This window comes from Dietzia sp. Die43, assembly GCF_024519835.1.
GTDB classification, from domain to species: domain Bacteria; phylum Actinomycetota; class Actinomycetes; order Mycobacteriales; family Mycobacteriaceae; genus Dietzia; species Dietzia kunjamensis.
The window spans coordinates 1-24,491 of the sequence record NZ_JALJRF010000002.1 but is presented as its reverse complement, the minus strand read 5'-3'; the positions used below and the strand labels follow the sequence as shown (position 1 = coordinate 24,491).

Sequence of the window (24,491 nt, the reverse complement as noted above, 5' to 3'; positions counted from 1 at the left end):
GCGCGCGGCCCTGACCAGGCGCGTCAGTCGGGCAGGATGCGCACGGCACCCTTGTCCGCCGAGGACGCCATCGAGGCGTACGCGCGGAGAGCGGTGGACACTTTCCGATCACGCTTGACCGGCCGCCACGGGAGAGGGCCCTTCTCGGCGCGGCGGCGGGACAGCTCGTCGTCGTCGACATCCACCGAGATGGACCGCGTGGCGACATCAATGGTCACGATGTCACCGTCACGCACCAGGCCGATCGGGCCGCCCGAGGCGGCCTCCGGTGCGATGTGACCGATGGACAGCCCGGACGACCCGCCCGAGAAGCGGCCGTCGGTGATGAGCGCGCATTTCGTCCCGAGGCCGGCACCCTTGATGAACGCCGTGGGGTGCAGCATCTCCTGCATCCCCGGACCGCCGGCCGGGCCCTCGAAGAGCACCACCAGCACCTCGCCGGCCTGCAGCGTCTTGTCCAGGATGACCGAGACGGCCTCCTCCTGGGACTCGACCACCCTGGCCGGACCGGAGAAGTGGAAGTTGTCCTCGGACACGCCGGCGGTCTTGAAGACGGACCCGTCCGGCGCGATGTTCCCGCGCAGGACCGCGAGCCCGCCCTCCGCGGTCGCCGGGTGCTCGACCGAGTGGATACAGCCGTTCTCCGCGTCCGTGTCGAGCGACTCCCAGCGGTTGTCGGTCGAGAACGGCTCGATCGTCCGCACCCCGCCCGGGGCCGCGTGGAACAACTCGATCGCCTTCTCGGTCGCGGTGCCGCTGCGGATGTCCCAGTCCGCGACGTACTGCTCGAGCGACGGGGAGTGGACCGAGTGGACGTCCGTCTCCAGCAGGCCCCCGCGGTACAGCTCGCCCAGGATCGCGGGGATGCCGCCGGCCCGGTGGACGTGCTCCATGTAGTAGTCCGAGTTGGGCGCGACCTTGGCCAGGCAGGGGATCCGGCGGGAGATCTGCTCGATGTCGCCCAGGTCGAAGTCGACCTCGCCCTCCTGCGCGGCGGCGAGGATGTGGAGCACGGTGTTGGTGGAGCCGCCCATCGCGACGTCCAGCGCCATGGCGTTGGTGAACGCCGACCTGGTGGCGACCGAACGGGGGAGCACCGAGGCGTCCTCGTCCCGGTAGTAGCGGGTGCACAGGTCGACGATGACCCGGCCGGCCTCGGCGAACAGTTCACGCCGCGCACTGTGGGTGGCCAGGGTCGAGCCGTTGCCGGGCAGCGACAGCCCCAGGGCCTCGGTGAGGCAGTTCATGGAGTTGGCGGTGAACATCCCGGAGCAGGACCCGCACGTCGGGCAGGCCGAGCGCTCGATGGCGTCGAGGCCCTCGTCGTCCACGGCCGAGTTGGCGGACGCGGAGATCGCCGTGATGAGGTCCGAGCCCGCCTTGACCACGCCGTCGACGACGACGGAGAACCCCGACTCCATCGGCCCGCCGGAGACGAACACGGTGGGGATGTTCAACCGCATCGCGGCGTTGAGCATGCCCGGGGTGATCTTGTCGCAGTTCGAGATGCACACCAGGGCGTCCGCCGTGTGGGCGTTGACCATGTACTCCACCGAGTCCGCGATGATCTCCCGGCTGGGCAGCGAGTAGAGCATGCCCGCGTGGCCCATCGCGATCCCGTCGTCCACCGCGATGGTGTGGAACTCCCGGGCCACGCCGCCCGACGCCGCGATCTGCTCGGCGACGATCTCCCCGACGTTCTTCAGGTGGACGTGGCCCGGCACGAACTGGGTGTACGAGTTCGCGATCGCGATGATCGGCTTACCGAAGTCCGAGTCCGTCATGCCGGTCGCGCGCCAGAGGGCACGCGCCCCCGCGGCGTTGCGTCCGGCGGTACTGGTTCGTGACCTCAGGGGCGGCATGGGACCTCGCTCCGACTCGATGGGGAGGGCGCATTCCGGGGGTCGTGCCGTACGGGGCCGCGGTGTCCGCGCGCCCCGCGGCGGCACCCGATCGCGCCGTGACCACCACACAATACGCCCCGATGTGGGTCTACTCTTCTCACGGTCGGCCATCCGGCCGGCCTCGACGTGACGCGAATGGGGATGGACATGACCGACTCCGGTCACACGGGTGGGCTACGAGAGTTCCTCTCGCACTCCGCGGGGGCGGTGGCCCTGGTCTGTGGCCTGTTCTTCCTCCTGTCGTTCATGTACCTGGGAGGCACCGCGGATCCGCAGTCCCACGCGAGGTACATCCCGGTGGCGGTGGTGGACGAGGACGCCGCCGCGACCCTGGAGACCCCGATCGGTCCGCGTGGTCTCGACATGGGGTCGCGGATCACCGCGGGGCTGCTCCAGAACAACGACTGGGGGAGGGTCCGGTTGCACGTGGTGGATCCGGAGGCGGCCGAGGAGGGCCTCCGGGACGGGACGTACTTCGGTGCGGTCCGTATTCCACCCGAGCTGAGCGGGCGGGTGGCCGAGTTGGTCGAGGCTGCGGCGACGGAGGCGGGCGACGCGGCGGAGCCGCCCGAACGTGCGCGCATCTCACTCGAGTACTCGCCTCGCGTGTCCATCGTCTCCGGTCAGGTCATGAACACCATGGCGGACGCGATGCAGGAGTCGTTCCACGACCGGATGGGGACCGAACTGCTGTCGCAGTCCCGGCTGCTGGCCGAGGCCGAGGGCAGGACCGTCGGCGCCGCGGCCGCGGTCGCGCTCTCCGATCCGGTGGCGATCGACGTCGTCGCGTGGAACCCGCTGCCGGACGGGGTGTCGAACGCGTCGCTCCCGATGTTCTACGCGCTGGTCGTGATCCTGGCGGGATTCACCGGGGCGATGATCATCTCCGCCCTCCTGGACGCCCGTCTCGGCTTCATCCCGCTGGAGATCGGGCCGGTGGCGCTCCATGTCCACGTGGCGCCGTTCGGGCGGCTCCAGACACTGGCCCGCAAGTGGGTGGTCACGCTGATCACGGCGCCGCTCGTCTCGGGGCTCGTCCTGTGGGTGGCGGACATCATCGGTGTCACCGGGTACGACCCGTGGCACATGTTCTGGTTCTCGAACCTGGTCATCGTCGCGGTCGGGGTGTGTGCGCACACGATCATCGCTGCTGTCGGCAACGCCGGTCTGCTCGTGAACCTCGTGGTGTTCGTGGTGCTGGGCATCCCCACTTCGGGCGGCGCCACCCCGACCGAGATGCTCCCGCGGGTGTTCGTCGCCATCGGGACACTGCAGCCGATGCACCAGGCCTACCTCGGGCTGCGGTCGATCATGTTCTTCGACTCCGGGTGGGAGGCGGGTCTCGGACACGCGGTCTGGGTCCTCGGCGGCTGGGCGGTCGCAGGACTCGTCGTGGGTGTGGCGGTCACCGTCGTCTACGAGCGGATGGGTATGCGACGCCAGGCCGTGGCCGACCGGGTCCCCGCCGGCCGCGGGGTGACCGGCGGAGCGGGAGGGTCAGGCGGAGCGGGAGGGTCAGGCGGAGCGCAAGGGTCAGGCGGACTCGGGTCCGCTCGCGGCGTACGGGTCGCGGATACGGCCACGGCTGGCGCCGGACAGCCGCGGGAGGTCGTGGAACGAGACCCCGCCCATCGGGAGTGACGTGTCAGAGGTGGTCACGAGCCGGGCGAACCCACGCTTGGGGAACATCACACCCCTGACCTCATCCCACGGCACGGACCGTCGGGAGCGCCAGGACGACAGGTGGACACCGTCCTCGTCCAGTCGGGTCCAGGTCCGGGCCACCCACCAACCGAAGGCGACGGGGAGCAGCACCAGCCAGCCCAGGGCGACGGGGTAGGACGTGACGGGCCAGAGGATCGCCAGCACGAAAATGGCGATGACGACGTACGACATCGGGTTGACCCGGAAGAGGGCGTGATCGCGGGGGCTCGACTCCGGGACGGGAGCTCTGAAAGGGGCACTCATGATGCCTCCAGTCTGGCATGGCCCACATAGTGGGATCGATGTTCCACGAGTTGACGCTGCCGTCGGCCGCGGCCTAGTCTGGGCCTCGTGAACACCTGGAACGGTCTCGTACTCGGCCGGCGCGTCGGCGCCTGAGCCCTACCTGGCTTTCCGTCGACGCGCACCCTCGCCGGCCTTTCGTGGCCGACGGGGGTTTTTTGTTGCCGGGTCAGACCGCGGTCAGAGATATCCACGATCACGCCCGACCACGAACCACGGCTCCACGACCAGCATGAAGGACAGTTGAAGTGAGCGCACCAACGGCACAGCCCGGACCCCGTCCGGGTGCAGAGCAGAAGGCCCGGTCCGCGGCCCCAGAGCGGATGACGGGGGCCCAGGCCGTCGTCCGGTCCCTCGAGGAGATCGGCACCGAGGTCGTCTTCGGCATCCCCGGCGGGGCCATCCTGCCGGTCTACGACCCGCTCTACGACTCGGCCAAGGTCCGGCACGTCCTGGTCCGGCACGAGCAGGGCGCCGGTCACGCAGCGACCGGCTACGCCCAGGCGACCGGAAGGGTCGGCGTCTGCATGGCGACCTCGGGCCCCGGCGCCACCAACCTGGTGACCCCGCTCGCGGACGCGCAGATGGACTCGGTCCCGATCGTGGCGATCACGGGTCAGGTCGGGACCGCACTCATCGGCACGGACGGTTTCCAGGAAGCCGACATCTCGGGCATCACCATGCCGATCACCAAGCACAACTTCCTCGTGTCCCACGGCGAGGACATCCCGCGGATGATCGCCGAGGCGTTCCACATCGCGCAGACAGGTCGCCCCGGCGCTGTGCTCGTGGACATCCCCAAGGACGTCCTGCAGGCCGAGATGACGTTCTCGTGGCCGCCGGAGATGAAGCTGCCCGGCTACCGGCCCGTCACCAAGCCGCACGGCAAGCAGATCCGTGAGGCCGCCCGGATGATCGGCAAGGCCAGGCGCCCGGTGCTGTATGTCGGCGGCGGCGTCATCAAGGCCGACGCCTCCGCGGAGCTCATGGCGCTCGCCGAGCTGACCGGCATCCCGGTCGTGACCACGCTCATGGCGCGCGGGGCGTTCCCGGATTCCCACCGGCTGCACTACGGCATGCCGGGGATGCACGGAACCGTCGCCGCCGTCGCGGCGCTGCAGCGGTCCGATCTGCTGGTCACCCTGGGCGCCCGGTTCGACGACCGGGTCACCGGTCGTCTCGACACCTTCGCGCCGGACGCCAAGGTCATCCACGCCGACATCGACCCGGCCGAGATCGGCAAGAACCGAGCCGTTGACGTGCCGATCGTCGGCGACATCAAGGAGGTCCTCGTCGAGCTCGTCGAGACGCTGCGCGGCGCGCGCGAATCCGGCACGCTGGGCGAGCCCGCCGTGTGGGTCGGTGAGCTGGACGAGATCCGCAGTGAGTTCCCGCTTGGCTACGGCCCGCAGTCGGACGGCTCCCTGTCTCCCGAGTACGTCATCGAGCGGTTGAGCGCCGCCGCCGGCCCGGACGCCGTGTACTGCGCGGGCGTCGGCCAGCACCAGATGTGGGCGGCCCAGTTCGTCCAGTACGAGAAGCCGCGCACGTGGCTGAACTCGGGCGGCCTGGGGACCATGGGGTACGCGGTCCCCGCGGCGATGGGTGCCAAGTTCGGCCGTCAGGACGCCGAGGTCTGGGCCATCGACGGCGACGGCTGCTTCCAGATGACGAACCAGGAGCTGGCCACCTGCGCCATCGAGGGCGCACCCATCAAGGTGGCGCTGATCAACAACGGCAACCTCGGCATGGTCCGTCAGTGGCAGACACTGTTCTACGAGGAGCGGTACTCGCAGACCGACCTGTCGACCCACTCCATGCACATCCCGGACTTCGTCAAGCTCGGCGAGGCCCTGGGCTGCGTGGCGCTGCGGTGTGAGCGCGCCGAGGACGTCGACGACGTGATCGCACAGGCCCGCGCGATCAACGACCGCCCGGTCCTCATCGACTTCATCGTGGGCAAGGACGCCCAGGTGTGGCCGATGGTCGCGGCGGGCACGTCCAACGACGAGATCATGGCGGCCCGGGACATCCGGCCGCTGTTCGACGACACCGACTCCGTGGCGGACGACGCCGCGGACATCCACGAGGCGACCGAGCGGATCGACGCCGCGGTGATCGCCGCCGAGGAGGAGGACCAGTGAGCGCTCGCTCCCACACCCTGAGCGTGCTGGTGGAGGACAAGCCTGGCGTGCTCGCGCGCGTCTCGTCGCTGTTCTCCCGGCGCGGGTTCAACATCGAGTCGCTGGCCGTGGGCCCGACCGAGACCGAAGGCCTGTCGCGCATGACCATCGTCGTGAACGTCGAGGACTTCCCGCTCGAGCAGGTGACCAAACAGCTCAACAAGCTCGTCAACGTCATCAAGATCGTCGAGCAGGATCCGGCCGGCTCGGTGGCCCGCGAGCTCACTCTCGTCAAGGTCCGCGCCGACGCCACCAACCGCGGTCAGATCGTGGAGATCGCGAGTCTGTTCCGCGCACACATCGTGGACGTCTCACCCGAGTCGCTCACTCTCGAGGCCACGGGTACCCCCGACAAGCTCGACGCGCTGCTGCGGATGCTCGACGGCTACGGGATCCGCGAGATCGTGCAGTCCGGCATGGTCGCGCTCGGACGCGGCCCCAAGTCCATCAACACCACTCGATAGTCTCGACTCCTACACAAGTCTCGACTTCACGAAACAACACGAAGGGAATCCACCATGGCAGTGGAGATGTTCTACGACGACTCGGCGGATCTGTCGCTGATCCAGGGCCGCAAGGTCGCCGTCATCGGGTACGGCTCGCAGGGGCACGCGCACTCGCTCAGCCTGCGCGACTCCGGAGTCGAGGTCGCGATCGGCCTGCGTGAGGGCTCCAAGTCCCGCGCGAAGGCCGAAGAGGCCGGCCTCAAGGTCATGACCGCCGCCGAGGCCACCAAGTGGGCCGACGTCATCATGCTGCTCGCCCCCGACACCTCGCAGGCGCAGATCTTCACCGAGGACATCGAGCCCAACCTGAACGACGGCGACGCGCTGTTCTTCGGTCACGGCCTCAACATCCACTTCGGCCTCATCAAGCCGGCGGAGAACATCACCATCGCGATGGTCGCCCCCAAGGGCCCCGGTCACCTCGTGCGTCGTCAGTTCGTCGACGGCAAGGGCGTCCCGGCGCTCATCGCCGTGGAGCAGGACCCGAAGGGCGAGGGCGAGGCGCTCGCGCTGTCCTACGCGAAGGCGATCGGTGGCACCCGCGCGGGCGTCATCAAGACCACCTTCAAGGACGAGACCGAGACCGACCTGTTCGGTGAGCAGGCCGTGCTGTGCGGCGGCACCGAGGAGCTCGTCAAGACGGGCTTCGAGGTCATGGTCGAGGCCGGCTACGAGCCGGAGCTCGCCTACTTCGAGGTGCTCCACGAGCTCAAGCTCATCGTCGATCTCATGTACGAGGGCGGCATCGCGCGCATGAACTACTCGGTGTCCGACACGGCGGAGTTCGGCGGCTACCTCTCCGGCCCGCGGGTCATCGACGCCGGCACCAAGGAGCGCATGAAGGAGATCCTGTCCGACATCCAGGACGGCACCTTCACCAAGCGCCTCGTGGCCAACGTCGAGGGCGGCAATAAGGAGCTTGAGCAGCTCCGCAAGGAGAACGCCGAGCACCCGATCGAGGTCACCGGCCAGAAGCTGCGCGACCTCATGAGCTGGGTCGACCGGCCGATCACGGAGACTGCCTGAGGGTCCGCGGGTCCGACCCGGTGAAGCCCCTGTAGGGTCCACCGGGATCGATTCCCGACTTCAGCAGGAGGACCGCCGTGCGCCACTTCAACCGAGGAGTGGGTGCGGCGGTCCTCGCCGTTTCCCTGGTGGGGACGACCGTGGCGTGTACGTCCGACCCCGGTGACGGCGGACCGAGAACCGAAGCCGCCCCGGTGGAGGGCACGCGGGTCGCCGCCGACGCCGACGGGTCCGGCGTGGAGACCACGAGACTGCTCATCGAGTCCGCCCCGGTGGTCGTGGTGGCAGCCCCGGACGCCGCCGCGCAGGCGCGCGCCGCCTCCGTCGCGGTCGGGTTGCACGCACCGATGCTCACCGCCGTCGAGGGCGGGGACGCGGCATTGGCCGACGAGGTGTCGCGACTCGGCGCCGAGCGGGTGTTGCGGGTCGGGCAGGTGGCCTTCACACCCGACGACGGCGAGGTGGTCGACGCCCCGGGAGGTCGGCCGGAGCTCGAGGAGCTGACCGGGATCACGTTCGACTCCGAGGTCGAGGTCCCGCCGGGGCGGATCGACGACGTCACCGTCCACCAGGTGCCGGGTACGCCTGCGCTGATGACGGCCGGGGAGATCACCGCTGCCGACGGCGCGGGCGCGGCCCCCGATCCGTTCGACAGCGGCGAACCCGCATGGGACGGAGAGGGCGCACCCAGCGTGCTCGTGTACGACGAGACGCCGGTCGCGGCGGTCGCGACGGCAGTGGCCGTCGGGGCGGCGGTGTCCCACCTCCGTACCCCGGACCCGCGGGTCGACGGCGGGTCCGTGGAGGCGGTGCGGGACGCCGAGGCGGTCTACGCGCTCGGGCCCGGGTGGGGCACCGAGGACGAACTCGAGGACCGGGTGGAGAAGGCGCGGACGGTTCCCGAACTGCCGGGCGGCGGACAGCTGCTGTTCCCGGGCCGGCGGTTCGTGGCCGCCTACGGGTCGCCGATCACCCCTGCCCTGGGGATCCTCGGCGAGCAGGGACCAGAGGAGAGCGTGGCGCGGGTTCAGCAGTTGGTCGGGGAGTACCAGCCGCACTCCCCGGAACCGGTCATCCCGGCGTTCGAGATCATCGCGACGGTCGCCTCGACGTCCGCCGGACCCGACGGCAACTACACCAACGAGTGGGACCCGCAGGAGTTCGTCCCGCTGATCGACGCCATCACCGACGCCGGCGGGTACGCGGTGATCGACCTCCAGCCCGGCATGGCCGACCTCCTCGACCAGGCGAGGATCTTCGAGGAGTTGCTCACCCGCCCGAACGTCGGACTCGCGCTCGACCCCGAGTGGAAGCTCGAGCCGGGACAACAGCCGGGCGCGCAGATCGGGTCGGTGGACGCCGAGGAGATCAACCGGGTCACCGACTGGCTGGCGGACCTGACCCGGGACAGCGGAGGGCCACAGAAGCTCCTCATCCTCCACCAGTTCAGCATGGCCATGATCGACGACCGCGACCAGATAGACACCTCCAGGCCGGAGGTGTCGATCGTCCTGCACGCCGACGGTCACGGCACCCCGGACCTGAAGATGGAGACGTGGGACGTCCTGCGCAGCGGGCTGCCGCCCGGCATCCGGATGGCGTGGAAGAACTTCTACGACGAGGACACCCCCACGTTCACGCCCGAGCAGACCATGGCGGTCGAGCCCCGGCCGTGGTTCGTGTCCTACCAGTGATTCGCTTCCTACCAGCGAGTCGGTAACCCGCCGAGGATGCGCTCCGCCACGTGCTGCCCGGCCATGCCGTGCACGCCCGGGCCGGGAGGGGTCGAGCCGGAGGCGTGCCACACCCCGGGCACACCGGTCGCGAACGGGTCGGCCCGCGGCACCGGGCGGGCGATGAGCCCCCGCAGGTCCACGCGCCCCGCCGCGATGTCCCCACCGGCGTTGTTGGCGTTGTGCTCGGCCATCCGGTCCGCGGGCGTGCAGTGGGCGGCCACGACCACGTCCCGCACCCCCGGCGCGACCGCCTCGAGCGCGGCGAGCACCTGCTCGGTCTGGTCAAGGTCGGAGAACGCGGGCACGTGCGCGTAGGTCCACAGTGGACGTCGACCGTCCGGGGCGATTCGTCCCGGGTCGGTCACCCACGGCTGGGAGACGAGGATCATGGGCCGATCGGCGTGCCGACCGGCGGCGACCTCGCGCTCGGCGGCCGCGATGGCATGGGAATCCCCACCCAGGTGGACAGTGCCGGCGTCGGCGAGCCGGCCGTCGCGCCACGGAACCGGGCCGGACAGGACCAGGTCGACCTTCGCCGCGGCCCCGCCGACCGGCGCCTCCAGGAGTCTGCGTGCACGGCGGGCCACGGCCGCAGAGGGCGAGGACGCCATGAGGATCTCGCCGAGGATCCGCGAGGACGTGTTGAAGACGACGTCCCGGGCGTCGAGCCGTGCCAGCGAATCCACCCCGACCCCGGTGCGGATCTCACCCCCGGCGTCCCGGATCGCCTCGGCCAGCGCGGCGGTGATGGCCCCGCTGCCGCCGACCGGCAGCGTCCAGCCGAGCGGCGAGTGCAGCAACGAGCCCAGGACGAGGCCCACCCCCGTCGCGGCCGGGGAGGACAGCGGGGTGATCGCGTGGGCCGAGATACCGCTCAGGAGGGTGCGTCCGTCCGGCCCGAGTGCGTCACCGAGTGCGCCGCGTGGGTGGGCGCGGACGAACGCCGCGCCGAGCGCCGCGGTCGCCCCCACGGGCGGGACCGAGCGCTGATCGGACAGGGCCGTCGCCACGACGTCCTCCGCCCTGCGGCCCAGGGGGCCCATGAGCTTCCACCACCGGTCCGCCTCGGCGCGTGACCCCAGGCCCTCGGCGAGGGCGGCGGGGGAGGGGGCCGCGGGCACGACGATCGCGTCGCGGCCCGGTAGTGCGTGAGCCAGCTGGACGGGGGGTGTGACCATCTCGACCCCGTGGGCCGGAAGGTCGAACCCGCGGAAGAACGGGGAGGCCGCCGCCATGGGGTGCACGGCCGAACACGGGTCCACCAGGAGCCCGTCCGCCAGGTCCTCCGGGATACCGGTCGCGATATCGCTCATCGGCAGGGTCCGGCACCCGCCGCCGATCGTCTCCTGGGCCTCCAGCACCACCACCCGCCGCCCGGCCCTCGCACACAGCAGCGCGGTGGCCAGGCCGTTGGGGCCGGAGCCCACCACGACGACGTCCGCACGTACGGTCCCCGCCGCGCTCATTCGAAGACCGCCAGACCGTAGGTGCGCCGCAACCGCTCCAGCAGTTCTTCCTGTGACCGGGCCTGGTCGGCCAGTCCCCGCAGCAGCCGGCCGGTGCCGGGACCGCCGGGCTCGTCGTCGCTGTCGTCGTCGTCGCTGCTGTCGTCGGGCTCCCCACCGGATCTCCCGGCAGCGGACGCCGGGCCGTCCGCGACCCACGACGCGGCGAGCAACTCCCACATCGACCGTTTGGCTACCACCAGCGTGCGCAGCGCCTCCAGGACGGCGAGCCGTGCCAACGGATCGCGCACCACCGGGCCCACCGGCAGCGCGGTCAGGGTGACCGCGGCCGACAACCGCACCAGACGACGACCCGGCGTCCCCAACGGTGACAGCACCGCCAACAGGCGGGAGGCGGTGTCGATCTCCTCCTCGAACTCCGCGCGCAGCGGAACCAACCGGACCCGGTCCTCCGGATCGACCGCACTGATGCAGCGGTCCAGGACGCTCCGGCCCACCGCGGCGCCGTACAGGTGGGCCCGCAGATACATCGCCACCGCCGACGGGCCGCGTGCCGGTGCCAGCACCGGCAGCCAGGGATCGGGGAAACGGACCGGCGGCTGGGCCGACCGGGGAGTGCGGGGCATCGGTGCTCCGTTCGTCGCGTGGCGGTGGTCACGGCGGGTCGCCGACCCCCGTCACGGTAGGCGTCCGGGCGCGTACCGGCCACTGCTCGACGCCGGTGACAGGTGCCCTAGACTGGCCGTGCCCGAAATGACACCGAGGAGAACCCACTGTGACAGCATCCGGACGGCCCGTCGTCCTCATCGCCGACAAGCTCGCCCAGTCGACCGTCGACGCGCTCGGCGACGCCGTGGAGGTCCGCTGGGTGGACGGCCCGGATCGCCCCAGGCTCCTCGAGGCGGTCGCCGACGCCGACGCGCTGCTCGTGCGCTCGGCCACCACCGTCGACGCCGAGGTGCTCGCCGCCGCGCCGAACCTCAAGATCATCGGCCGCGCGGGCGTCGGGCTGGACAACGTCGAGATCCCCGCCGCCACCGAGCGCGGCGTCATGGTGGTCAACGCGCCCACCTCCAACATCCACTCGGCCGCCGAGCACGCGGTCGCGCTGCTCATGTCCGCCTGCCGCCAGATCCCGGCCGCGGACCGCACCCTGCGCGAGCACACCTGGAAGCGCAGTTCCTTCAACGGCGTCGAGCTGCTCGGCAAGACCGTCGGCGTCGTGGGCCTGGGCCGCATCGGCCAGCTCGTGGCGCAGCGACTCGCCGCGTTCGAGACCAACCTCATCGCCTACGACCCCTACCTGCCCGCCGCCCGCGCGGCGCAGCTGGGAATCGAGCTGGTCGACATCGACGAGCTGGTCTCCCGCGCCGACATCATCACGATGCACCTGCCCAAGACCAAGGAGACCGCCGGTCTCTTCGACGCCGAGCGGCTGGCCCATGCCAAGGACGGCGTCGTGATCGTCAACGCCGCCCGCGGCGGTCTGATCGTCGAGGACGCGCTCGTCGACGCACTGAAGTCCGGCAAGGTCCGCTCCGCGGCGCTCGACGTGTTCGACACCGAGCCGTGCACCGACTCGCCGCTCTTCGATCTCGAGAACACCGTCGTCACGCCGCACCTCGGAGCCTCCACCAGCGAGGCGCAGGACCGCGCCGGCACCGACGTCGCCCGCAGTGTGCTGCTCGCCCTGCGCGGGGAGTTCGTCCCCGACGCCGTCAACGTCACCGGTGGTCCCGTCGGCGACGAGGTCGCACCCTGGCTCGACCTCGTCCGCAAGCTCGGACTGGTCGCCGGCCACCTGTGCCCGGGTATCCCGACGACCGTCCGGATCGACGTCGCCGGCGAGCTCGCATCCGAGCAGGTCGACGTCCTCGGGCTGGCCGCCCTGCGCGGCATGTTCTCCGCGATCACCGATGAGCCCGCGACCTTCGTCAACGTCGGCCAGATGGCCGAGCAGCGGGGGGTCACCCACTCGGTGGAGACCCACAGCGAGTCCAAGTCCTACCGCAGCACCGTCACCGTCACGGCCGTGGCCGCGGACGGCGCGTCGGCCGATGTCACAGGCACGCTGGCCGGCCTGGACCAGGTGCAGAAGATCGTCCGGATCAACGAGCGAGGGTTCGACCTGCGCGCCGAGGGCCAGAACCTGTTCGTGCACTACTCCGACCGCCCGGGCGTGCTCGGCAAGGTGGGCTCCATCCTCGGCGGGGAGGGCATCGACATCCAGGCCGCCGCACTGAGCCAGGACGCCTCCGGCGAGGGCGCGTCGCTGATCCTGCGGGTCGACCGCACGGTCGCCGAGCCGACCGTCGACCGGATCGTCTCCGAGCTCGACGCCACCGCGACCCAGATCAACCTGGTCTGAGCGGGGACGACGACATCATGAAGCTCGCAGTCATCCCCGGCGACGGTATCGGCGTCGAGGTCACGGCCGAGGCGCTCAGGGTGCTCCACGCCCTGGTGCCCGGCGTCTCCAGGACCGAGTACGACCTCGGCGCGCGGCGCTACCTGCGCAATGGTGAGACCCTCACCGAGGCGGACATCGAAAGCCTCAAGACGCACGACGCCATCCTGCTGGGAGCCATCGGTGATCCCCGCTCCGTGCCGGCTGGCGTCCTCGAGCGGGGCATGCTGCTCCCGCTGCGGTTCGCGCTCGACCACCACGTCAACCTGCGGCCCTCCCGGCTCTTCCCCGGGTCGGCAACCCCGCTGAAGGACCCGGGCGAGATCGACTTCGTCGTCGTCCGCGAGGGCACCGAGGGGCTCTACACCGGTAACGGCGGTGCGATCCGTGTGGGGACACCGCACGAGATCGGTACCGAGACCTCCGTCAACACCCGGTACGGCGTGGAGCGCGTGGTCCGCGACGCGTTCTCCCGTGCGCAGTCGCGGCGCAACAAGCTCACGCTGGTCCACAAGACCAACGTCCTCGTCAACGCCGGTGGGCTGTGGCAGCGCACCGTCGACGAGGTGGCTCCGGAGTTCCCCGGGGTCGAGGTGGACTACTGCCACATCGACGCCGCCACCATCTACATGGTCACCGATCCGTCCCGGTTCGACGTGATCGTCACCGACAACCTCTTCGGCGACATCATCACCGACCTGGCGGCCGCGGTCACCGGAGGCATCGGCACCGCGGCGTCGGGCAACATCGACGCCTCCGGGACCAACCCGTCCATGTTCGAGCCCGTCCACGGTTCGGCCCCGGACATCGCCGGACAGGGCAAGGCGGACCCCACCGCCGCCATCCTGTCCGTGGCACTGCTGCTGCGCCACCTCGGTCACACGGCCGAGGCCGATCGCGTGGAGGAGGCCGTCGAGGCCGACCTCGGCTCGCGCGGCGACGCCCCGATCGTCACCTCCGAGGTGGGCGACCGGATCGTCGCGGCCGTCAGCGGTTAGACCACCGCCCCGCTGACCCCACGTCCGGACCCCGGCCCGCGGGTGTGAATCGCGAGAAGTGATCACACCGCGGGCCGTCGGCGTCCACAGTGGTGGCATGGACGTCGAACTCGCCGAGGTCAGGGATTTCCTCGCGCGCTGTGCCCCCTTCGACGAGCTGCCCGGAGAGGTGCTCGACCGCCTGCCCGCGAGGCTCAGTCAGCGCTACCACCGGCGGGGGACCGTCATCCTGGAGGCAGGGGACGCCAACGACACCCTCCACATCATCCGCACGGGCGCCGTCGAGGTGTGCGACCCGGACGGTGTCCTGCTCGACGCGCGCGACGAGGGTGACTGCTTCGGCTACTCGACGCTGACCCGTTCCGGCCCGTCGCGGTACCGCATGGAGGCCGTCGCGGACACTCTGCTACTCGAGATGCCGCGCGAGGTGTTCGACGAACTCGCGGCCGCCCACCCCGGGATCCGGGACTTCTTCGGTGCGCGGAGTGATCGGATCCGCCAGGACCTCGCCTCCGCCCGGGTCGCCGCGGCCGGGGGAGACCCCCTGAGCACACCGGTGGGGGATCTCCTCACCCGCGACGCGGTCACCACCGAGCCCGGGACCACCATCCTGGAGGCGGCGCAGATCATGTCCCGGGAGCGCGTCTCCGCGCTGCTGGTGGTGGAGAGCGGACGCGTGGTCGGCATCTTCACCGATCGCGACCTGCGCTCGAAGGTGGTCGCGGTCGGTGGCGACACCGCGGCGCCGGTGTCGACGATCATGACCCACGACCCGGTGTCGGTGGACGCCCGGACCCGCGCGTTCGACGCGACACTGCTCCAGATCGAACGCGGCGTCCATCACCTGCCGGTGTGCGAGGCCGGTGCCCCCGCGGGGATGGTCACGAGCGGGGACCTGCTGCGCCTGGCGCAGTCCGACCCGGTCTATCTGGCCGCGCGGATCTCGCGGGCCCCCGACACCGAGACCGTGGCGGAACTGTCCGCCCGGTTGCTACCGCTGGTCGGCGAGTTCGTCCGGCGGGGCACCACGCCGCGGGATATCGGCCGGGTCGTCACCGCCACCGCCGATGCGGCGACGCGCCGCCTGATCGCGCTGGCGGAGGCCGACCTCGGACCGCCTCCCGTGCCGTACTGCTGGGTGGGACTCGGTTCCCAGGCCCGGGGTGAGCTCGGGGTGTCCAGCGACCAGGACAACGCGCTGATCCTCGACGACGGGGCACACGAGGTCGCCGGCTCCGACGACTACTTCGCGGAGCTCGCCGACCGCGTCTGCACGGGTCTCGACCGGGCGGGCTTCCCGTTCTGTCCCGGTGGGGTGATGGCGACCAACCCGCGGTGGCGGCGGACCTGCGCGGAGTGGGAGGGGACGGTGCGGGACTGGGTCGGGGCCCCCGAGGCCGACGCAGTTCTGCACAGCCAGGTGTTCTTCGATCTCCGTCCCGTCCACGGTGAGAGCGGACTCGCCGTCCGCGTCCAGCGCGAGATGCTCCTCCGTGCGAAGGGCAGCCCCCGTTTCCAGGCGCATCTGGCCCGGATCGCGTGCGAGTGGCAACCCCCGCTCGGTTTCCTCCGCGGGCTCGTCGTCGCGCGCCGGGGCGAGTACCGCAACACCCTGGACCTCAAGGCCGGGGGGATCGCACCCGTCGTCCAGATCGCGCGTCTGTACGCCCTGTCCGCGGGACTGGACGAGGTATCGACGCTCGGCCGGCTCGACGCGGCGGCCACCGCCGGGGTGATCGCCCGCTCGGACGCCGAGAACCTCATCGAGGCCTTCCGGTTCCTGCGCGGGCTGGCGTTCCGCCACCACGCGCGTCAGATCCACGAGCACTCGGACCTCGACAACAACGTGGACCCGTCGACGCTCGGAACCAAGGACCGCCATCGGCTACGGGCGGCGTTCCGCATCATCGCGGGAGCACAGAGCGCACTGCAGATCAAATACCGGGTCGGGCAGATGTGATGGTTCTGCCCTGGCTGACCGCGGCCGGCCGCCGCAGGAGTGCCGCCCGCAAGGCCCCCGACGGGCCACTGCGGCGATACCTGGAGACACCGCCGCCGGATCCGACCACGCCACTCAAGGACCTGTCGCTGCTCGCTGTGGACGTGGAGACCACGGGTCTCGATCCCCGTCATGACCGGGTCCTGGCGGTGGGGTTCGTCCCCGTCGACGGGGAGCGGATCGTCCTGGGTGGGGCGGGATCGGTACTGCTGCGTCCCGATCGCGGACCGGACGACGACGACGACGGGGTGGGGCAGAGTGCCACCGTGCACGGACTCACGGACGACGCGATCGCCACCGGAGCGGATGTCGAGGACGTCCTGGACCGGGTGTTCACCGCTCTGACCGGCCGGGTGTTGGTCGCGCACTACTGCCCGATAGAGGTCGACTTCCTGGGCGCGTTGTGCCGGCGCACGTTCGGCATCCGGCCACCTGTGGAGTCCGTCGACACCCTGGAGCTGCACCGGCGGGTTCTGGGCGGCGGCGTCGACATGGGCTTCACCGCCGACCCGTCGCCCGAGCGGCTGCGGCTCTGGGGTGCCCGGGAGAGGTACGGGCTACCGCGGTATCGCGCACACGACCCGTTGGTCGACGCCCTCGCCTGCGCCGAGCTGTACCTCGCACAGGTCTCCGAGCTCCGCGACCGCGGGGCGCGCACGCTGCGGGACCTGCGGACCGCCTAGGATCGCGGGTATGCGTCTCGCCCGTATCGCCCACCCGCAGGGTTTCGCCTTCGTCGAGGTCCGCGGAGACATCTCCGACCCGTCCTCGCTGTCCTGTGCCGAGATCTCCGAGCACCCCTTCGGTACCCCCGAGTTCACCGGCCGCGAATGGCCGCTGGCCGACGTGCGCCTGCTCGCCCCGATCCTGGCCTCCAAGATCGTGTGTGTCGGGAAGAACTACGCCGACCACGCCGAGGAGATGGGCTCGCAGGCCCCGGCCGAGCCCCTGATCTTCCTCAAGCCCAACACCTCGGTCGTCGGCCCCGAGGCGTCTGTCGCCTATCCGCCGAGTTCGGAGCGGGTCGACCACGAGGGCGAGCTGGCCGTGGTGATCGGGCAGCCGTGCCGGGACGTCGCCGCCGCGCGGGCCCACGAGGTCATCCTCGGCTACACCTGCGCCAACGACGTCACCGCCCGCGACCAGCAACTCTCGGACGGTCAGTGGACGCGGGGCAAGGGATACGACACCTTCTGCCCGCTCGGTCCGTGGATCGTCACCGATCTGGACCCCAACGGGCTGGACGTCCGGGTCACCCTCACCCATCCAGACGGCACGTCCGAGGTGCGGCAGGACGGCAACACCTCGCAGTTCATGCACACCGTCGGCGAGATCGTCGAGTATGTCAGCAGGGTCATGACCCTCCTGCCCGGCGACGTGATCCTCACCGGTACCCCGGCGGGGGTCGGGCCCATGTTGCCCGGCGACCGTGTGACGGTCGAGATCGAGGGCATCGGCTCGCTGACGAACCCCGTCGTCGACCGGTAGGTCCGGGCCACCGGCGCGGACCATCGCCCTAGGACGCTCCGAACGCCCTCAGGATGGTGCGGAGTTTGGCGCCGGTCTCGGCGACCTCGTCGTCGGGTTGCGAGTCCGCGACCAGGCCGCCGCCGGCCCAGGCGATCGCTCCCGACCGGTCCGCGTCGATCTCGGCGCACCGGATGGTGACCATCCAGTCGCCGTCTCCGCCGGCGTCCGACCACCCGACGGCCCCGGCGTAGAACCCCCGTTCCCCTTCTATCGCGGCGATGAGCCTCCGGGCCTCGTCCGTCGGTGTCCCGCACACCGCCGGCGTGGGGTGCACGGCGAGGGCGAGGTCCAGAGAGGTGGTGCGGGGGTCGGCGACACGGCCCCGGATACGGGTCCCGAGGTGCCACATCTCGCGGGTGGACGTGAGGGTGGGACGGTCGGGGATCTCCAGATCCGTGCACAGTGGTTGCAGGGCCCGTGCCAGCGACTCCACCACGAAGGCATGCTCCGAGGCGTCCTTGCCCGACGCCCGCAGGGCGCGGCCCGCGGCCTGGTCCGCGACAGGGTCGGTGGAGCGGGGCGCGGACCCTGCCAGCGGGTGGCATTCCACCAGATCGCCTCGGCGGCGGACGAGGAGTTCGGGGCTCGAGCCCACCAGGACCCGCCCGGCGTGGACCCCGCCGGCGGGGGAGAGGTCGACGAGGTAGCCGTCCGCCGCCGGGCTGGAGTCGATGAGTGCGGCGCACACCGCGTGGGGGTCGATGGGCTGATCGGCAGACAGCCGGACCGCCCTGGCCAGCACCACCTTGTCGATCTCGCCGGAGCGCACCCCCGCGATCGCGGTCGACACCCTGGCGCGGTGCTCCGAGGACGTGGGGATCTCCCGGGTGACGTGGGCGCGGGTGCGCATCCGGCGGAAGTAGGCGGGGGGCTCCAGTGGGCCGTCGACGCGGACCACCACGTCGGGTTCGACCAGAGCGGCGGGCGCGTCGGGCTCGAAACCGATCGCGCCCACGATCAGACCACTGGCGCCGGACCGCAGGGCCAGGGCCGCGTCCGCCGGATCCGTGAACGAGTTCAGGGCACCCTGGGTGCGCAGCGAGCCCGTCGGACGGGACAGCAGGAAGTCCGGGGCGGTCACCGGGCGTGCGACGTCGGGTTGGTGCCCAGACGCCACGGCACGCCTCCCTCGATTCGGACTCCTGCGTGGATCGCGCCTCCTCGGACGGCGGCCACGGGTACCCGCCGATCCTAGGCCGGTCCTCGCCGGGGGTGCGAGCCGGGACCGTCACTAGGATGGGCTCCATGACCGCCTCGAACGTCCGCGTCCGCTTCTGTCCGTCCCCCACCGGCACACCCCATGTGGGTCTCGTCCGTACGGCCCTGTTCAACTGGGCCCACGCCCGGCACACGGGTGGCACGTTTGTCTTCCGCATCGAGGACACCGACGCCGCCCGGGATTCGGAGGAGTCGTACCAGTCGCTCCTCGACGCCCTCCGGTGGCTGGGCCTCGACTGGGACGAGGGCCCCGAGGTGGGTGGCCCGTACGCGCCGTACCGCCAGTCCGAGCGGCGCGATCTGCACCTGGACGTGGTGCGCAGGCTGGTCGAGGCGGGGGAGGCGTACGAGTCGTTCTCCACCCCCGAGGAGGTCGAGGCCCGCCACCGGGCCGCCGGGCGGGACCCCAAACTCGGGTACGACGGGTTCGATCGCGACCTCACGGAGGACCAGAAGCAGGCGTTCCGTGACGAGGGGCGCGGCGCGGTGATCCGGTTGCGGATGCCGGACGAGGATCTCGCCTGGGACGACCTGGTCCGCGGGGAGACCGTGTTCAGGGCGGGCACCGTGCCGGACTTCGCGCTCACGCGGGCCAACGGGATCCCGCTCTACACGTTGGTCAATCCGGTCGACGACGCACTGATGAAGATCACCCACGTCCTCCGGGGCGAGGATCTGCTCAGCTCCACCCCCCGACAGATCGCCCTCTACCGTGCCCTGATGCGGATCGGGGTGGCGGATGACGTCCCCGCGTTCGGGCACCTGCCGTTCGTCATGGGCGACGGCAACAAGAAGCTGTCCAAGCGTGACCCCGAGTCGGATCTGTTCCTCCACCGCGACCGCGGGATGTTGCCGGAGGGGTTGCTCAACTACCTGGCCCTGCTCGGGTGGGGGCTGTCGGATGACCGCGACGTGTTCTCCCTGCAGGAGATGGTCGAGGCGTTCGACGTGCGCCAGGTGAACGCCAACCCGGCCCGCTTCGACCAGAAGAAGGCCGACGCGATCAACGCCGAGCACATCCGGCAGCTGCCGGCCGAGGAGTTCGCCCGCCGCCTGCGCGAGTACCTCGTCGCGCACCCCGACGAGGACGGAGTGACCCTGCCGGAGAGTTTCGACGCCCAGCGGTGGGCGATCGTGGCAGATCTCCTCCAGACCCGCATCGTCGTCCTGTCGGATGCGTGGAAGCTCATCCGGTTCCTCCTCGTGGACGAGGCCGGGTTCACCGTCGACGCCCAGTCTGCGGCCAAGAACCTCAAAGCGGAGTCCCGAGAGGTCGTGGACGCGGCGATCGCGGCGCTGGAAGCAGTCGAGGAGTGGACGACCCCGGCCATCGAGGCCGCACTGTCCGGCGCGCTGGTGGAGGACCTGGGCATCAAGCCGCGCAAGGCCTACGGGCCCGTGCGGGTGGCGGTCACGGGATCGCACATCTCGCCGCCGCTGTTCGAGTCGTTGGAGCTGCTCGGTCGGCAGGCCACACTGTCGCGGCTTAGGTCCGCGCCCGTCGCCGACTAGCTCGGGGTCCGGAAACAGACGGATTGACCAGGCGATTTGCTATTCACCCTCGGTGGTTTGATAGTCTCTTCGAGGCGCCCCGCGAGGGGCGGAAAAGTGAATGCAGTGGCCTATGGTGTAATTGGCAACACAGCGGTTTCTGGTACCGTCGTTCTAGGTTCGAGTCCTGGTAGGCCAGCTGAGCGCGTCGCAGCGCTCGCTACAGCGGATCCCACGCGGATCCGTGTCCTAGCCCCCGTCGTCTAGCGGCCTAGGACGCCGCCCTCTCACGGCGGTAGCGTGGGTTCGAATCCCATCGGGGGTACAGCAGAAGGCGCCCGGAGCACAACGCTCCGGGCGCCTTCCTCGTTGCGGGGGACGGGGGCGGATTTCAGGGGTCGCGGTCGGCCGTCGGCCCCCGCATTCGCGTCGCCGTTCAGGCCGGGGCCCGGACCGGCCCGGTCACCCTGCCCCGCCCCCGGAGGCGGATGAGATGGCGGGCGTGCTCGTCCAGTGCGTGGTCCTCGGCGGACACCGGGGCCCACCGGGGCACCGGGGTGGGTCTACCGTCCGGCCCGAGTGCCGCACAGACGGTCAGGCAGTGGGTGGTGAGCGTCCTCTCCGGAGAGGTGGCCTCTCCGGAGCTCACATGGACCGAGACGTGCATGGTCTCGTGACCCGTGTGCAGCAGACGGGCCTCCACCTCCACGACGTGGCCGATCTTCACCGGGTGGTAGAACCGGACACCGCCGGCGTACACCGAGGTGCAGGGGGTACCCGACCACCGGGTGGCGCAGAGGTTCGCCGCGTCGTCGATCCAGGACATGATGCGCCCGCCGTGCGCGTTGCCGCCCCAGTTGACGTCCCCGGGTGCCGCGAGGAACCGCAGGGTCGAACGAGGCGCTGTGCCCGCGGCGGAATAGGTCTGCTCCGCCATCGCCCGTTCGATGTCCTTGCGCAGCCCGATGCGCATGACAGCCTCGTCGGACTCGTGGACCTCCAGGCGGGACGCGGGCGTCCAGGGAGGTACGGGGGTGGGCGCGCCGTCGCGGACGGCGATGAAGACCACGAGGCACTCGGCGCAGTGCCGGTAGTCGAGCGTCACGGGATCGCAGGCCCGGACGTCGCACTGGATGTGCATCGACGTCGAACCCGTGTGGACGAGTCGGGCCGAGACCTCGATGAGTTCGCCGGAGACGACCGGGCGGGAGAAGCGGATGTTCCCGACATAGGCGGTGACGGCGTATCCGCCGGACCACCCCGCCGCCAGGGCGTAGGCGGCCTTGTCGATCCACTCGAGGATGCGGCCGGTGTGCACCTGCGTGCCCGTGCCGACATCGGTGGGCGCAGCGAGGAACCGCAGGACGGTCTGACGAGGTGTGGTCACGCTCCGCACGCTAGTGACGGCGCGTGACGGGACGGTTGCCGCGCGTACGGATTCCGTGACGGACTCCTCACCCCCGCGCCGACGAACGGTGAGCCGGGACGCGGGGGCGTGGGAGGAGAATCAGTCCACCGTCTCTTTGAGGGTGTCCTCGCGCACGAACAGCAGCAGCACCGTGGCGACCAGGATGAGCGGCACCACGACGTGGTAGATCGGCACCAACGCGTCGTTGTAGGAGCTGACGATCGCGTCGTGCAGGGGCCCGGGCAACGCGGCCAGGATCTCCGGGCTCATGGAGTTGGCCGCACCCGAACCGTTCGAGAAGGTCTCGGCCACCGCGGCGCCCTCGGGACCGAGTTCCGCGGCCGCGGCGGGGACCCGCTCGCCCATGAGATCGGCGAGCCGGCTGACGAACAGCGAACCCACGATCGCCGAACCCATTGTGCCGCCGATCTGGCGGAAGAAGTTGTTGGACGCCGTGGCGGTGCCGACCATCGTGATCGGGAAGGTGTTCTGCACGATCAGCACGAGCAGTTGCATGCACAATCCGAGACCGAAGCCGAACACGAACAGCACCACGCCCAGGTGCACCAGGGTGTCTCCGGCCTCCAGCGAACCGATGAGCCACAGGCCCGCGGCCATGATCACGGTGCCGACCACCGGGTACCACTTGTAACGGCCGGTCCGGCTGACGATGTTGCCCACGATGATGGACGTGCCCATCATGCCGGCCATCATCGGCGTCATCATCAGTCCGGCGGCGGTGGGGCCGAGCCCGTGGACCATCTGGATGTAGGTGGGCAGGTACGCCATGCAGCCGAACATCGCGACACCGACCAGGAGCCCGGCGCCGGTCGAGAGCGAGAAGTTCCGCTCGGCGAACAGCGTCATGGGGATCAGCGGGTGTTCCGAGCGCAACTCGACCAGGACGAACGCGACCGCGCACACGACGAACAGGGCGCCCATGCCGAGGATCATCGGGTCCGTCCAGTCGTACCGGTTACCGCCCCAGGAGGAGATGAGGATCAGAGCGGTGGTGCCGGTGGCCATGAGGACCGTGCCGGGCCAGTCGGTTCGTCGACCGGCGCCACGATTCGGCAGGCGGAGCCAGACCACGGCCACGACGAGGGCGACCAGGCACACGGGGAGGTTGAACCACAGGGCCCAGCGCCAGCCGGGGCCCTCGGTGAAGAACCCGCCGAGCAGGGGGCCCAGAACGGAGGACAGTCCGAAGACGGCGCCCAGCACGCCCATGTACCGGCCGCGCTGCCGGGCGGGGACGACGTCGGCGACGATCGCCTGGGAGAGCACCATGAGACCACCGCCACCGAGGCCCTGGATCGCGCGGGCCACGATGAGCAGGTCGATGTCCCACGCGACCGCGCCCAGAAGAGAGCCCGCCGAGAACAGGAGGATCGCGGTCACGAAGAGCGGCTTGCGGCCGATCTGGTCGCCGAGTTTGCCGTAGACCGGCAGGCCGATCGTCATGGTGAGCAGGTAGACGGTGATGACCCAGCTCATCCGGTCGACCCCACCGAGGTCGGCCACGATGGTCGGCAGTGCCGTGGCGAAGATCATCTGGCCCAGGGAGACGATGAGCATCCCGAGCAGCAGGGAGGTGAACACCAGCGGCACGTTGTGGGTCACCGGCGCCGGAGCCGCGGAGGTCGTGGTTCCCGGATCGGCGCCGGGGGAGGGCGCGGTAGTGCGGATATCGGTGTCGCTCATGCGGGACTCCCGGCGGGATGTGAGGCGGAGGGTGCGGTGGGCGCCGTGGTGTCGGGTGCGGTGGTGTCGGGTGCTCCCGCGAGCAGGGCGAGTTGCCGCAACGCGGTGGCGCAGTCACCGTCGAGGTCCTCGAAGGTGGCGGAGTCGCGGGCGAGCCACGCGGACAGCCCGAGGTTCGCCGATGCCGCGACCAGGGCCACGCAGGCCCGGGCCTCGGCCTCGACCGCCACCCCGGCCAGCCGACGCAGCGACGGGTGCCGGTCGAGGTGCACGATCACCAGGTCGGTCAGGCGGAGTTGGAAGCGCGACGAGGCGGTCATCCGCGCGGCCGCCAGCTCGGGCTCGGCGCGGAAGATGGCCCGGCGGCGCTGGGCCAGCGTGGCGGTCTGGTCCCTGTCGGCGGTGCGGGTCGCCGCGAAGGCGGCGAGGTAGAGACGGAGTAGCGCGTCGAGAACGCCCTCCTCGCCGCGGTCGAGGAAGGCGGCGCGGTCGGCCTCGGTGACGTCCTCGGGCGTGGCGCCGATGACGGCGGCCTCCTTGGAGGGCACGTAGTTGAAGAACGTCCGCTTGGAGATCTCGGCGGCGGCGCAGATCTGGTCGACCGTCACCGCGTCGAAGCCGTACTCGAGCACCAGGGAGGTCGCCGCGTTCTCTATGGCCACCATGGTCGCGCGACGCTTCCGGTCGCGCAGTGAGTCGGGGTCGGGGGGAGAGGACATGCCGGTCACGATAGCCGCTTACTTCACCGAGTGCATCTTTACACCCGGTGTACGGGGGCGATGTCGCGATTTGGTTCGTCGTCCACCATCCGGATATAGTGGTCGAGCGCCAAGCCCCCGTCGTCTAGCGGCCTAGGACGCCGCCCTCTCACGGCGGTAGCGTGGGTTCGAATCCCATCGGGGGTACAG

The 24,491-nt window shown here is 70.6% G+C and carries 19 protein-coding genes and 3 tRNA genes; 14 read left to right on the top strand and 8 right to left on the bottom strand.

Annotated features, from left to right (window positions below; genetic code table 11):
* Nucleotides 1–23: 23 nt before the first annotated feature.
* Entirely contained in the window at nt 24–1,862 is a 1,839-nt protein-coding gene (gene ilvD, locus NR111_RS01670) for a dihydroxy-acid dehydratase (RefSeq protein ID WP_256819630.1), read from the bottom strand.
* A 189-nt stretch (nt 1,863–2,051) separates the two neighbouring features.
* On the opposite strand from ilvD, the gene NR111_RS01665 reads away from it, so the two are divergent.
* On the top strand, nt 2,052–3,545 hold the full coding sequence (locus tag NR111_RS01665) for a YhgE/Pip domain-containing protein (protein ID WP_256819628.1): 1,494 nt from the start codon (nt 2,052–2,054) through the stop codon (nt 3,543–3,545).
* On the opposite strand, the gene NR111_RS01660 is transcribed toward NR111_RS01665, so the two are convergent.
* Nucleotides 3,438–3,872 (bottom strand): PH domain-containing protein, encoded by a 435-nt coding sequence (locus tag NR111_RS01660; protein ID WP_083249449.1) that lies wholly within the window; start codon nt 3,870–3,872, stop codon nt 3,438–3,440. The two genes, NR111_RS01665 and NR111_RS01660, sit on opposite strands and share 108 nt — an antisense overlap.
* A 287-nt stretch (nt 3,873–4,159) precedes the next feature.
* Between NR111_RS01660 and NR111_RS01655 the strand changes: the two genes are divergently transcribed.
* From NR111_RS01655 to NR111_RS01640, 4 genes are all read left to right on the top strand, one after another.
* On the top strand, nt 4,160–6,055 hold the full coding sequence (locus tag NR111_RS01655) for an acetolactate synthase large subunit (protein ID WP_096905282.1): 1,896 nt from the start codon (nt 4,160–4,162) through the stop codon (nt 6,053–6,055).
* Nucleotides 6,052–6,558: an acetolactate synthase small subunit gene (ilvN, locus tag NR111_RS01650; protein WP_067718247.1), complete on the top strand. Its 507-nt coding sequence runs from the start codon at nt 6,052–6,054 to the stop codon at nt 6,556–6,558. The genes NR111_RS01655 and ilvN overlap by 4 nt, the downstream gene beginning before the upstream one ends.
* Before the next feature lie 54 nt (nt 6,559–6,612).
* On the top strand, nt 6,613–7,626 hold the full coding sequence (gene ilvC, locus NR111_RS01645) for a ketol-acid reductoisomerase (RefSeq protein ID WP_069388416.1): 1,014 nt from the start codon (nt 6,613–6,615) through the stop codon (nt 7,624–7,626).
* Nucleotides 7,627–7,703: 77 nt separating this feature from the next.
* A complete protein-coding gene (locus tag NR111_RS01640) occupies nt 7,704–9,320 on the top strand; it encodes a hypothetical protein (RefSeq protein ID WP_256819618.1) in 1,617 nt (538 codons plus the stop codon).
* 8 nt (nt 9,321–9,328) lie between these two features.
* On the opposite strand, the gene NR111_RS01635 is transcribed toward NR111_RS01640, so the two are convergent.
* Entirely contained in the window at nt 9,329–10,828 is a 1,500-nt protein-coding gene (locus NR111_RS01635) for an NAD(P)/FAD-dependent oxidoreductase (protein WP_256819617.1), read from the bottom strand.
* Nucleotides 10,825–11,454, bottom strand: a complete 630-nt coding sequence (locus NR111_RS01630) for a hypothetical protein (protein WP_256819616.1) — start codon at nt 11,452–11,454, stop codon at nt 10,825–10,827. The genes NR111_RS01635 and NR111_RS01630 overlap by 4 nt, the downstream gene beginning before the upstream one ends.
* 149 nt (nt 11,455–11,603) lie before the next feature.
* Between NR111_RS01630 and serA the strand changes: the two genes are divergently transcribed.
* The 5 genes from serA (at nt 11,604) to NR111_RS01605 (ending at nt 17,720) form a co-directional block, all read left to right on the top strand.
* On the top strand, nt 11,604–13,196 hold the full coding sequence (gene serA, locus NR111_RS01625; protein ID WP_256819614.1) for a phosphoglycerate dehydrogenase: 1,593 nt from the start codon (nt 11,604–11,606) through the stop codon (nt 13,194–13,196).
* A gap of 17 nt (nt 13,197–13,213) precedes the next feature.
* Entirely contained in the window at nt 13,214–14,233 is a 1,020-nt protein-coding gene (locus tag NR111_RS01620) for a 3-isopropylmalate dehydrogenase (protein WP_256819612.1), read from the top strand.
* 97 nt (nt 14,234–14,330) lie between these two features.
* Entirely contained in the window at nt 14,331–16,193 is a 1,863-nt protein-coding gene (locus NR111_RS01615) for a DUF294 nucleotidyltransferase-like domain-containing protein (RefSeq protein ID WP_256819611.1), read from the top strand.
* Nucleotides 16,193–16,915: an exonuclease domain-containing protein gene (locus NR111_RS01610; protein ID WP_256819609.1), complete on the top strand. Its 723-nt coding sequence runs from the start codon at nt 16,193–16,195 to the stop codon at nt 16,913–16,915. Before NR111_RS01615 ends, NR111_RS01610 begins: the two co-directional genes overlap by 1 nt.
* A gap of 10 nt (nt 16,916–16,925) precedes the next feature.
* Nucleotides 16,926–17,720, top strand: coding sequence for a fumarylacetoacetate hydrolase family protein (locus NR111_RS01605; protein ID WP_154827762.1), 795 nt, complete (start codon nt 16,926–16,928; stop codon nt 17,718–17,720).
* A gap of 28 nt (nt 17,721–17,748) precedes the next feature.
* Here NR111_RS01605 and NR111_RS01600 read toward each other — a convergent pair whose 3' ends face one another.
* On the bottom strand, nt 17,749–18,879 hold the full coding sequence (locus NR111_RS01600; RefSeq protein ID WP_163375918.1) for an isochorismate synthase MenF: 1,131 nt from the start codon (nt 18,877–18,879) through the stop codon (nt 17,749–17,751).
* Between the two features lie 128 nt (nt 18,880–19,007).
* Between NR111_RS01600 and gltX the strand changes: the two genes are divergently transcribed.
* The 3 genes from gltX to NR111_RS01585 all read left to right on the top strand — a co-directional run bounded on the left by gltX (nt 19,008) and on the right by NR111_RS01585 (nt 20,796).
* Nucleotides 19,008–20,492 (top strand): glutamate--tRNA ligase, encoded by a 1,485-nt coding sequence (gene gltX / locus NR111_RS01595; RefSeq protein WP_119192422.1) that lies wholly within the window; start codon nt 19,008–19,010, stop codon nt 20,490–20,492.
* A gap of 106 nt (nt 20,493–20,598) precedes the next feature.
* Nucleotides 20,599–20,670 (top strand) — tRNA-Gln (locus tag NR111_RS01590).
* Between the two features lie 53 nt (nt 20,671–20,723).
* Nucleotides 20,724–20,796: transfer RNA gene (locus tag NR111_RS01585), tRNA-Glu, on the top strand.
* A gap of 111 nt (nt 20,797–20,907) precedes the next feature.
* On the opposite strand, the gene NR111_RS01580 is transcribed toward NR111_RS01585, so the two are convergent.
* From NR111_RS01580 to NR111_RS01570, 3 genes are all read right to left on the bottom strand, one after another.
* Complete coding sequence (locus NR111_RS01580) at nt 20,908–21,858, bottom strand: acyl-CoA thioesterase (RefSeq protein ID WP_069390252.1); 951 nt, start codon at nt 21,856–21,858, stop codon at nt 20,908–20,910.
* Between the two features lie 120 nt (nt 21,859–21,978).
* Nucleotides 21,979–23,583 carry an MDR family MFS transporter gene (locus NR111_RS01575; RefSeq protein WP_206472339.1) on the bottom strand — a complete coding sequence of 535 codons (1,605 nt, stop codon included), beginning with the start codon at nt 23,581–23,583 and terminating at the stop codon, nt 21,979–21,981.
* Nucleotides 23,580–24,302 (bottom strand): TetR family transcriptional regulator, encoded by a 723-nt coding sequence (locus NR111_RS01570; protein ID WP_206472337.1) that lies wholly within the window; start codon nt 24,300–24,302, stop codon nt 23,580–23,582. Before NR111_RS01570 ends, NR111_RS01575 begins: the two co-directional genes overlap by 4 nt.
* A gap of 113 nt (nt 24,303–24,415) precedes the next feature.
* On the opposite strand from NR111_RS01570, the gene NR111_RS01565 reads away from it, so the two are divergent.
* A tRNA-Glu gene (locus NR111_RS01565) sits at nt 24,416–24,488 on the top strand.
* Nucleotides 24,489–24,491: the final 3 nt, after the last annotated feature.

Bases quoted from the DNA above. Each gene is read 5' to 3' on its own strand.
- ilvD (WP_256819630.1), bottom strand. From the start codon at position 1,862: ATGCCGCCCCTGAGGTCACGAACCAGTACCGCCGGACGCAACGCCGCG.
- NR111_RS01665 (WP_256819628.1), top strand. From the start codon at position 2,052: ATGACCGACTCCGGTCACACGGGTGGGCTACGAGAGTTCCTCTCGCAC.
- NR111_RS01660 (WP_083249449.1), bottom strand. From the start codon at position 3,872: ATGAGTGCCCCTTTCAGAGCTCCCGTCCCGGAGTCGAGCCCCCGCGAT.
- ilvC (WP_069388416.1), top strand. From the start codon at position 6,613: ATGGCAGTGGAGATGTTCTACGACGACTCGGCGGATCTGTCGCTGATC.
- NR111_RS01635 (WP_256819617.1), bottom strand. From the start codon at position 10,828: ATGAGCGCGGCGGGGACCGTACGTGCGGACGTCGTCGTGGTGGGCTCC.
- NR111_RS01630 (WP_256819616.1), bottom strand. From the start codon at position 11,454: ATGCCCCGCACTCCCCGGTCGGCCCAGCCGCCGGTCCGTTTCCCCGAT.
- NR111_RS01620 (WP_256819612.1), top strand. From the start codon at position 13,214: ATGAAGCTCGCAGTCATCCCCGGCGACGGTATCGGCGTCGAGGTCACG.
- NR111_RS01615 (WP_256819611.1), top strand. From the start codon at position 14,331: ATGGACGTCGAACTCGCCGAGGTCAGGGATTTCCTCGCGCGCTGTGCC.
- NR111_RS01610 (WP_256819609.1), top strand. From the start codon at position 16,193: ATGGTTCTGCCCTGGCTGACCGCGGCCGGCCGCCGCAGGAGTGCCGCC.
- NR111_RS01605 (WP_154827762.1), top strand. From the start codon at position 16,926: ATGCGTCTCGCCCGTATCGCCCACCCGCAGGGTTTCGCCTTCGTCGAG.
- gltX (WP_119192422.1), top strand. From the start codon at position 19,008: ATGACCGCCTCGAACGTCCGCGTCCGCTTCTGTCCGTCCCCCACCGGC.
- NR111_RS01575 (WP_206472339.1), bottom strand. From the start codon at position 23,583: ATGAGCGACACCGATATCCGCACTACCGCGCCCTCCCCCGGCGCCGAT.
- NR111_RS01570 (WP_206472337.1), bottom strand. From the start codon at position 24,302: ATGTCCTCTCCCCCCGACCCCGACTCACTGCGCGACCGGAAGCGTCGC.